Annotated in this window: 7 protein-coding genes and 1 tRNA gene; 2 read left to right on the top strand and 6 right to left on the bottom strand. The window is 68.2% G+C overall.

The window, feature by feature from the left end:
* The 6 genes from OK345_RS16960 to dtd form a co-directional block, all read right to left on the bottom strand.
* A partial coding sequence (locus tag OK345_RS16960; RefSeq protein ID WP_425510984.1) for an alpha/beta fold hydrolase occupies positions 1–132 on the bottom strand: 132 nt, incomplete at its 3' end.
* Positions 133–300: 168 nt separating this feature from the next.
* Complete coding sequence (locus OK345_RS16955; RefSeq protein WP_265129184.1) at positions 301–1,221, bottom strand: MBL fold metallo-hydrolase; 921 nt, start codon at positions 1,219–1,221, stop codon at positions 301–303.
* A gap of 495 nt (positions 1,222–1,716) precedes the next feature.
* A tRNA-Ile gene (locus OK345_RS16950) sits at positions 1,717–1,792 on the bottom strand.
* Positions 1,793–1,863: 71 nt separating this feature from the next.
* Positions 1,864–4,215 (bottom strand): GH92 family glycosyl hydrolase, encoded by a 2,352-nt coding sequence (locus OK345_RS16945; RefSeq protein WP_265129183.1) that lies wholly within the window; start codon positions 4,213–4,215, stop codon positions 1,864–1,866.
* A gap of 327 nt (positions 4,216–4,542) precedes the next feature.
* Complete coding sequence (gene rpoD / locus OK345_RS16940; protein WP_265129182.1) at positions 4,543–6,405, bottom strand: RNA polymerase sigma factor RpoD; 1,863 nt, start codon at positions 6,403–6,405, stop codon at positions 4,543–4,545.
* 84 nt (positions 6,406–6,489) lie between these two features.
* The gene (gene dtd / locus OK345_RS16935) at positions 6,490–6,930 is read right to left on the bottom strand and encodes a D-aminoacyl-tRNA deacylase (RefSeq protein ID WP_265129181.1); all 441 of its coding nucleotides are present in this window, start codon (positions 6,928–6,930) and stop codon (positions 6,490–6,492) included.
* Positions 6,931–7,026: 96 nt separating this feature from the next.
* Here dtd and OK345_RS16930 point away from each other — a divergent pair, with 96 nt between their 5' ends.
* Positions 7,027–7,947 (top strand): lauroyl acyltransferase, encoded by a 921-nt coding sequence (locus tag OK345_RS16930; RefSeq protein WP_265129180.1) that lies wholly within the window; start codon positions 7,027–7,029, stop codon positions 7,945–7,947.
* 53 nt (positions 7,948–8,000) lie between these two features.
* Entirely contained in the window at positions 8,001–9,137 is a 1,137-nt protein-coding gene (gene ribA, locus OK345_RS16925) for a GTP cyclohydrolase II RibA (RefSeq protein ID WP_265129179.1), read from the top strand.
* Positions 9,138–9,176: the final 39 nt, after the last annotated feature.

Raw genomic sequence — 9,176 nt, 5'->3', positions numbered from 1 at the left:
GCTGTCCGAACTCAACGGCCAGCCGTGGCTGAAGGTGACGACCGGACCGTCCTTCGGGCCCCAGTCCTTGTAGTAGAGCTGCACGCCGTCGGCGGTGGTGATGGTGCTGGCGGTACGGGTAACGGTGTTCATGGTGGAGCCTCCTACGGAAGTGGATGAGTCGGAACAGGAGCTACTTTGCGCCGCCACATGGGATCATTGGCCGTGAAAAATTCTTAAAACTTTACTTTTCGTACTGCAAACGACCAAAGACGTCCCCGCACCAGATCGGTGCGGGAACACCTAGCCAGCAGGGCGCGATCAGAAATCCCAGAACACCGGCACCCAGCGGAAGGCATCGCCATCGACGGAGACACGGCCGATGGACGGGAACGGCAGGTGGGTGGCCACCAGCATCTCGCCGGTGCCGGCCAGTTCCTTCAGCAGCTCTATGCGCACGCGCGCCGACTCTTCCGGGTCGTGCTCGAAACCGTTGTGCCAGTTCGGCTGGTCGAAGCCGACCGCGAACACCGCATCGCCGGCGAAAGTCAGCGCATCGCCACCGGAGGCCAGCCGCACCACGCTGTGACCCGGCGTGTGGCCACCGGTACGGCGCACCGTCACGCCCGGCGCCACTTCGTACTCCTCCTCGAAGGTGAGCACGTAGCTGTTGTATTCGGCCCAGAAGTGCCTGGCGGTGGCGCGCAACGCATCCGGGAAGCCTTGCGGCATGTTGGTGCGGGTGAAGTCCGGCGACTTCCAGAACTCCACTTCGGAGGCGGCGATATGGATCTGCAGATCCGGGCGCAGGCGCTCCTTCACCCCGTCCACCAGCAGGCCACCGATGTGATCCATGTGCATGTGGGTAATCACCACGTCGGTGATCTCTGCCAGGTCGATGCCGGACGCGCGCAGGCGACGGATCAGCTGGCCGGCCCGCGGCAGCTGCAAGTCCGGATCCAGGCCCAGGCCGGCATCAATCAGGATGGTGCGCTCGCCGCTGCGCACCACCATCACGTTCAGCGCCCAGTCGAACGCGTCCTGCGGCAGGTACATCTGCTCGAACCACTGCGCGCGTTCGGACGGTTCGACGTTGTGGCCGAGCATCTTGGTCGGCAGCGGCAGCACGCCGTCGCTGACCACCAGCACGTCGATGTCGCCGACCTTCAGCGCGTAACGCGACGGAACCAGTTCGTCGAGCGCGGGCGCGACAGGGGCTGCGGTGTTTTCCAGGCTGAACATGTTGGGATCTCCACGAAAGTTGGCTGACTGGCAGCAAGGCAAGGCTGGCGCTGAGCGGATCGACGGAATGGCGGTCGACCCGGACAGTCCTGATGCCCGTCTTCGCCCGACCCAGGACACATCGATGCGCGGGCAGGAATGCCCGGCGCGACGGTGCTGCGTTTCGGTCGAGGACGAGGTCCTTCGCCACGCGGCGTTGGACTCAGATCACGGCAGGGCACCGTGTGGGATCAGCGTAGGAAATACAGGCAAAAGGCAGTAGATCCGCGGGCGGGCTCACGGTGTTGCCTGTTGCGCAGCAATGGCGGGAAAACCGGATGTGCCGCGTGACGCGGATCACTCAGGACGGCATTGGTGCGTCGATCAACCCGGGTACGACGATCATGAGTGTGGCCATCGCAATAAGGCCCCGTGCACGTTGATCGTCGGCAAGTGCCACTGCGGGTTGCCGGAATGCGCAGATGCGTTGCGCGGCACGAAGGCAACCTTGTTGCATGGTGGGCCCACCAGGATTCGAACCTGGAACCAAAGGATTATGAGTCCTCTGCTCTAACCGTTGAGCTATAGGCCCGGCGCCGGTGCGCAAGTGTAGTGGAGGCCGGCGCAGGCGGCCACCGCCATCGCCTGCGCCGGGCGCCTGTGTCAGTAGGTCGACTGCGAGTAGGGCCTCGCCTCCGGGTGGGTGCCCCATTGGCGGTTGGGTTCGGCCTGCATGGTGAAGCGCAGTTCGCCGCCGGCCAGGATCTCTTCGTGGCGCAGGAAGGCGCGCTCCAGCGGCTTGCCGTTGAGGGTGGCGGCGCCGATGTAGGGATGGGCGTCGTCCAGGCCGTCGGCGACGATGGCGAAGCGCTTGCCGTTGGGCAGGTTCAAGCTGGCGCGCGGCAGGAACGGGCGGCCGATGATGTACTCGTTGCTGCCCGGGGTGACCGGGTAGAAGCCCAGCGCGGTGAACACGTACCAGGCCGACATCTGGCCGAGGTCGTCGTTGCCGGCCAGCCCGTCCGGCCGCGGTGCGTACTGGGTATCCATGATCTGCTTGAGCCGCGCCTGGGTGCGCCACGGCTGGCCGGCGTGGGCATAGAGGTAGGCGACGTGGTGGCTGGGCTCGTTGCCGTGGGCGTACCAGCCGATCAGGCCGGTGATGTCTTCCATGTGGTCGAAGATCGACGGATCGACCTCGGCGTCGAACACCTGGTCGAGCCGGGCCAGCAGCCGGTCGGCGCCGCCGTGGGCGTCGGCCAGCCCGGCCACGTCCTGCGGCACGTACCAGGAGTACTGCCAGGCGTTGCCTTCGGTGTAGTCGGTGCCGTAGCCGCTGGCGGTGGGATCGAACGGTTCGCGGAGGCTGCCGTCGCGCTTGCGTGCGCGCATGAAGCCGGTGCCCGGGTCGAAGGCGTTCTTCCAGTTGCCGGCGCGCCGGGCGAACTCCGCGGCGACATCGTCGCGGCCCATCGCCGTGGCCATGCGCGCGATGGTCCAGTCGTCGTAGGCGTATTCCAGGGTCTTGCTCGCCGCTTCGCCCTCCTCGTCGATCGGCACCCAGCCCAGTTCGCGGTACTGGGCGATGCCGTCGTAGGGGCCGTAGTTGGCGCTGGCGACCATGGCGGCGAGCGCCTCGTCGGCGTCGTAGCCGCGGATGCCCTTCATGTAGGCGTCGGCGATCACCGGCACGCCGTGGTAGCCGATCATGCACCAGGTCTCCAGGCCGTGGAACGACCAGACCGGCAGGATGCCGTAAGGGCTTTGGCGGCGCGCAGCCAGCAGCGAGTTGACCATGTCGTTGGTGCGCTGCGGCGGCTGCAGCAGCGCCATCAGCGGATGCAGCGCGCGATAGGTGTCCCACAGCGAGAAGGTCGAGTAGTTGGTCCAGCCCTGCGCCTGGTGCACGGCGTTGTCGGGGCCGCGGTAGCGGCCGTCGCTGTCCATGAACAGGGTCGGGCCGAGCATGGTGTGGTACAGCGCGGTGTAGAAGCTGGTACGCAGCGGCTCCGGCGCGTCCACGTCCACCGCCGCCAGCGCCTGCGCCCATTCCGCGCGGGCGGCGGTGCGCATGCCGTCGAAGTTCCAGCCGGGCGCTTCGGCATCGAGGTTGGCGATGGCGTTGTCCTCGCTGACCGGGGAGATCGATACCTTCACCAGCAGCGGTTCCCGCAATCCCTCGCCGAAGTCGAAGCTGCCCACCAGCTGCCGCCCCTCGATCTGCGCGCGCGCGCCCGGGTCGTTCTCCGCCGGCGGCGGGAAGCCGCGGTACGGAATGTCGCTCTCGGTGTTGTGGAAGGCATGCCCATTGATCGGCCGCGAGAAGCGCATGGCGAAGTACAGCTGGCGCCCGGGCGCCCAGCCGCGGGTCTCGCGGAAGCCGGTCACGGTGCCGTCCGGACGCAACCGCAGGCGCGACCACAGGATCTTGCCCGGGTAGTCGTACATGCTGGTGCGCAGGTCGATCAGTACATGCGCCGGCCCGTTCTTCGGGAAGGTGTAGCGATGCATGCCGACGCGCGCGCTGGCGGTCAGTTCGGCGCGCACGCCGTAGTCGTCGAGGGTGACGGCGTAATAGCCCGGTTCTGCCTGCTCGTCCTCGTGGCGGAAGCGCGAGGTGTAACCGCTGCCGGGCTTGTCGACGTCGCCGCGCTCGTACCTCACCTCGCCGGCGACCGGCATCAGCAGCACGTCGCCCAGGTCGGAATGGCCGGTGCCGGAGAAATGGGTGTGCGAGAAGCCGACGATGGTGCGGTCGTCATGGCGATAGCCGGCCGCCCAGCCATAGCCTTCCTTGCGCGACTTGATCTGGGTGTCGGGGCTGAGCTGGATCATGCCGTGCGGCACCGTCGCTCCGGGATAGGTGTGGCCCTCGCCACCGGTGCCGATGAACGGATCGACCGCCGCCACTGCGCGCTCGCCGACGCCATCGCCCGCAACGGCCGCGCCCGCCAGCACCGCCAGCGCCAGCAGCCACTTCGCCTTCGCCTCTGCACCCGCCATGGCCCACCCCATTTAGACCGATCCAAGTGCCGAAAATACCACCAGTTGCCGCCGCAGGCGCGGTGCCCTTTCCCATTTTTGATACCAGTGCCGGCATCCGTCGTTTCGCCTCCCTGTCCGAGGACTGGCCGAGGACCAGCGACAACGGCCGCTCTTGTCCCCTGCCTCCGCGAAGACATTCCACGGAGGGCCACGGGCATCCAGCGCATGGCATGGCCGCTTGCGCGCACCTCGGCACCTCTTCCCGGGAAATCCGCGATTCCGGCGCCGCAAACGAAAAGGCCCCGCAGATGCGGGGCCTTTCCTGCCGTCTCCGCGACGCGCGCGGGCCGGACCGGGTCAGTCGATGTCGAGGAAGCTGCGCAGCTGCTCGGAACGGGTGGGATGACGCAGCTTGCGCAGCGCCTTGGCCTCTATCTGGCGGATGCGCTCGCGGGTGACGTCGAACTGCTTGCCGACCTCTTCCAGGGTGTGGTCGGTGTTCATGTCGATGCCGAAGCGCATGCGCAGCACCTTGGCTTCCCTCGGGGTCAGCCCGGCGAGCACGTCGCGCACGGTCTCGGACAGGTTGATGTTGGTGGTGTTCTCGATCGGGGACTCGACGTTGGTGTCCTCGATGAAGTCGCCCAGATGCGAATCCTCGTCGTCGCCGATCGGGGTTTCCATCGAGATCGGCTCCTTGGCGATCTTCATCACCTTGCGGATCTTGTCTTCCGGCATGTCCATTTCCTTGGCCAGTTCCTCCGGCGTGGCCTCGCGGCCGTACTGCTGGAGCATCTGGCGGGAAATGCGGTTGAGCTTGTTGATCGTCTCGATCATGTGCACCGGGATGCGGATGGTGCGCGCCTGGTCGGCGATCGAGCGGGTGATCGCCTGGCGGATCCACCAGGTGGCGTAGGTCGAGAACTTGTAGCCGCGGCGGTATTCGAACTTGTCCACGGCCTTCATCAGGCCGATGTTGCCTTCCTGGATCAGGTCCAGGAACTGCAGGCCGCGGTTGGTGTACTTCTTGGCGATGGAGATCACCAGGCGCAGGTTGGCCTCGACCATCTCCTTCTTGGCCTTGCGCGCCTTGGCTTCGCCATAGGCCATCGCGCGGCTGATTTCCTTCAGCTCGTCCAGCGTCAGCGAGGTGGTCTTCTCGATCTCGATGGTCGACTGCTGCTCGGCGATGATCTGGTCCTTGACCTCGCGCAGCGCCGAAGACCACTTCTGCTTGCGCTTCAGTGCGTCTTCCACCCATTCCAGGTTGGTCTGGTTGCCTTCCCAGGAACGGATGAAATCCTTGCGCGGCATGCGCGCGGTCACCGTGGCCAGGTGCAGCACGCGGCGCTCGTGGCCCTTGATGCTGGCCATGACGTCGCGCAGCTGCTTGACCAGCACGTCGGTCAGCGGCAGCGGCAGCTTCAGCGTCACCAGGGTGGCGGCCAGCTCCTCGCGCAGCTTGGCCACGGCCTTGGCGTCGCCCTTGGCATGGGCCTTCTTGAACTTGGCGTAGTCGCTGGCCAGCAGCTCCATGCGACGCGCGACCTCGGCCGGATCCGGACCGGTCGGGCCGGTATCCTCGTCGCTGGCGACGTCGTCGTCGGCATCGTCGTCGTCGCTGTCGCTGTCGCTGTCGTCGCTGCTGTCGTCGCCATCGGCGGCAACGGCCGGCGCCGGCTCTTCCTCGACCAGGTCGTTGAAGCCGACCACGATCTCGGCCAGGCGCTTCTTGCCTTCCTTGTGCAGTTCGTAATCGGCCAGCAGGGTCTCGATGGTCACCGGGAACGTGCCCAGCGCCGCCTGCACCTGGCCCAGGCCTTCCTCGATGCGCTTGGCGATGGCGATCTCGCCCTCGCGGGTCAGCAGCTCGACGGTACCCATCTCGCGCATGTACATGCGCACCGGGTCGGTGGTACGGCCACCTTCGGTGTCGAGCGCGGTCAGTGCGGCGGCGGCTTCTTCGGCCGCGGTGTCGTCCACCTCGCGGTTGCCGGTGTTGCCGTCGTTGAGCAGCAGGGTCTCGGCGTCGGGGGCGACCTCATGGACATCGATGCCCATGCCGTTGATCATGCCGATGATGTCCTCGATCTGCTCCGGATCGACGATGTCGTCGGGCAGGTGGTCGTTGACTTCGGCGTAGGTCAGGTAGCCCTGTTCCAGGCCCTTGCTGATAAGTTGCTTGATATCGGATTGCTGGGCAGGACGTTCGTTGGCCATGTAGTGCTCGCGCCACCGGCAGGGAAGAGAACCTAGCATTATACCAGCCCACGGCCGGCCTGCCGGGCGGTGGATCCCGGCGCGCTAGGGCCTGAGCAGGAAGGTCACGGGACCGTCGTTGACCAGGCTGACAACCATATGGGCTCCGAACCTCCCCGTTTCCACCCCTGATCCGTGTTTTTCACGGCAGATCGCCACCAATTGGTTGAACCCCCGTTCAGCCTCCGCGGGCGGCGCAGCGGTGCTGAAGCTGGGCCGCATGCCCGAGCCGGTATCGGCGGCCAGGGTGAACTGGCTGACCAGCAGCAGGCCGCCGCCGGTGTCGCGCAGGGAACGGTTCATCTTTCCGGCCTCGTCGGAGAACACACGGTAGCCGAGCAGCCGGTCGGCCATGCGCGAGAGGCGGGCCTGGTCGTCGCCCGGCTCCACCGCCACCAGCGCCAGCAGGCCCGGGCCGATCCGGCCGACGACGGTCCCTTCGACGCTGACCGAGGCCTGGGTGACGCGCTGGATCAGGGCAAGCATGGCGGGGTTCCCGACGGTCCGTGAAGAGGGCCGCAGACCATAGCATCCGCCGGCACCGCGACCGGCGCACCGCCGCCAGCGGCTAGACTTGCGGGGATGAAACCGGACACCACCGCCCGACTCCTCTACCGGACCACCGCCCTGCTCGCCCGCCTGCCCTGGCCCTGGCTGCGCGGCTTCGCCGACGCGCTGGCCTGGCTGTGGATCCGGCTCGATGCCCGCGAGAGCCGGGTCACCCGCCGCAACCTGGAGCTGGCCTTGCCCGAACTGGCGCCCGGCGAACGCACCGAGCTGCACCGGCAGGTCATGCGCACCACCGCGCGGCAGGCGCTGGAAACGCTGCGGCTGTGGACCCGGCCGCCGGCCGACAACCTCGCCCGCAGCCTGCGCGAGCGCCATGGGCAGGCGCTGTACGACGCCGCGCTGGCCGCCGGCAAGGGCGTGATCGTGGTGGCCCCGCATTACGGCAACTGGGAGCTGCTCAACCAGTGGCTGGCCTCGCGCGGACCGATCGCCATCGTCTATGCGCCGCCGGCCTCGGCGGTGGGCGACGCCTTCCTGCAGCAGGTGCGCGGCGGCGACAACATCCGCCAGGTGCGGGCCGAGGGGCCGGCGGTGCGGCAGCTGTTCAAGGTGCTCAAGGACGGCGGCGCGGTCGGGATCCTGCCCGACCAGCAGCCCAAGGCCGGCGATGGCGTGTTCGCCCCGTTCTTCGGCGTCCAGGCGCTGACCATGACCCTGGTCAACCGCCTGGCCGAACGTACCGGCGCCGCCGTGCTCTATGCCTGGTGCGAACGCACCGGCCCGGACCTGCAGTTCGCCCTGCACGTGGAACCGGCGCCGGCGTCGATCGCCGATCCCGACCCGCTGACCGCCGCGACCACCCTCAACGCCGGCATCGAACGCATCGCCCGGCGCGCGCCGGCGCAGTACCAGTGGACCTACAAGCGCTACACCCTGCGCCCGCCCGGCAGCGGCGAAGCCAATCCCTACGCCACCGCGCGGCATCCGCACTGAGCGGCTGCCGGCGCATGTTGAATCCGCTGCCGGCATCCCCATTAGGTGACTCGATGACCTCTTCGCCCGCCCCCTCCCCCAAGCTCCCGGCGGCCCACTTCGGCGACCCGGCAACGATCCGCTGCGAACGCGCCGTCGCCGAGCTGCGCGCCGGCCGGCCGGTGCTGATCGCCGACGGCAGCGGCCGGCGGCTGGCCGCCATCGCCCTGGACAGCAGCACCGCCGCCGGCTTCGACGCCTTCGCCCAGGCCGCCGGACAACGGCACTACCTGTTCCTGACCGCGGCGCGCACCCGCATCCTCGGCGCCGACGCCGAGACCGGAGCGCGGGTGCCGCTGGCCGGGCTGGGCTTCGACGAACTGCCCGCACTGGGCTACCTGCGCGACGCGGCACCGATCCCGCCCGGCTGGACCGCCGGCGACGAGCTCGACGCCGCCGCGGTGGAAGTGGCCCGGCTGGGCCTGCTGCTGCCGGCGATGGTCGCCACCACGCTGGCAGCGGACGCCACCGCCTTCGACGGCTGCGTCGGCGTCTCGTTGCAGGACCTGCAGCAGGGCGCGGCCCGCGCGGCGCGCGACTACGAACTGGTCGCACGCTCGCCGGTGCCGCTGCGCAGCGTCGGCATGACCGAATTCGCCGTGTTCCGTGGCGGCGTGGCGCAGCGCGACCAGGTCGCCATCATCGTCGGCGAGCCGGACCTGCAGGGCGTGGTGCCGGTGCGCGTGCATTCGTCCTGCCTCACCGGCGACCTGTTCGGGTCGCTCAAGTGCGACTGCGGCGACCAGCTGCGCCACGGCCTGGCCAAGCTCAAGGAACTGGGCGGCGGCGTGTTGCTGTACCTGGACCAGGAAGGCCGCGGCACCGGCATCGCCGCCAAGATGCGTGCCTACGGCTACCAGCACGACGGCCTGGACACCATCGATGCCGACGCGCAACTCGGCTTCGGCGCCGACGAGCGTCGCTACGGCAGCGCGGTGGCGATGCTGCACGGGCTGGGCGTGCAGCGCATCCAGCTGCTGACCAACAACCCGACCAAGGCGCAGCGCCTGCGCAATGCCGGCATCGACGTGGTCGATTGCATCCCGGTCACCGGCGAGATCACCGCCGAGAACGAACAGTACCTGCGGACCAAGGCCGAACGCGCCGGGCACCACCTCGACGTCGACGCGCTGATCCTGGCCTCGCAGTAGCGCGGCCGGCGGCATCGGCCGCCATGCAACGGTGTTAGG

The sequence above is a fragment of the Xanthomonas chitinilytica genome, assembly GCF_026107455.2.
In the GTDB taxonomy this organism is placed as follows: domain Bacteria; phylum Pseudomonadota; class Gammaproteobacteria; order Xanthomonadales; family Xanthomonadaceae; genus Stenotrophomonas; species Stenotrophomonas chitinilytica.
This window is presented reverse-complemented; position numbering and strand designations above follow the sequence as displayed.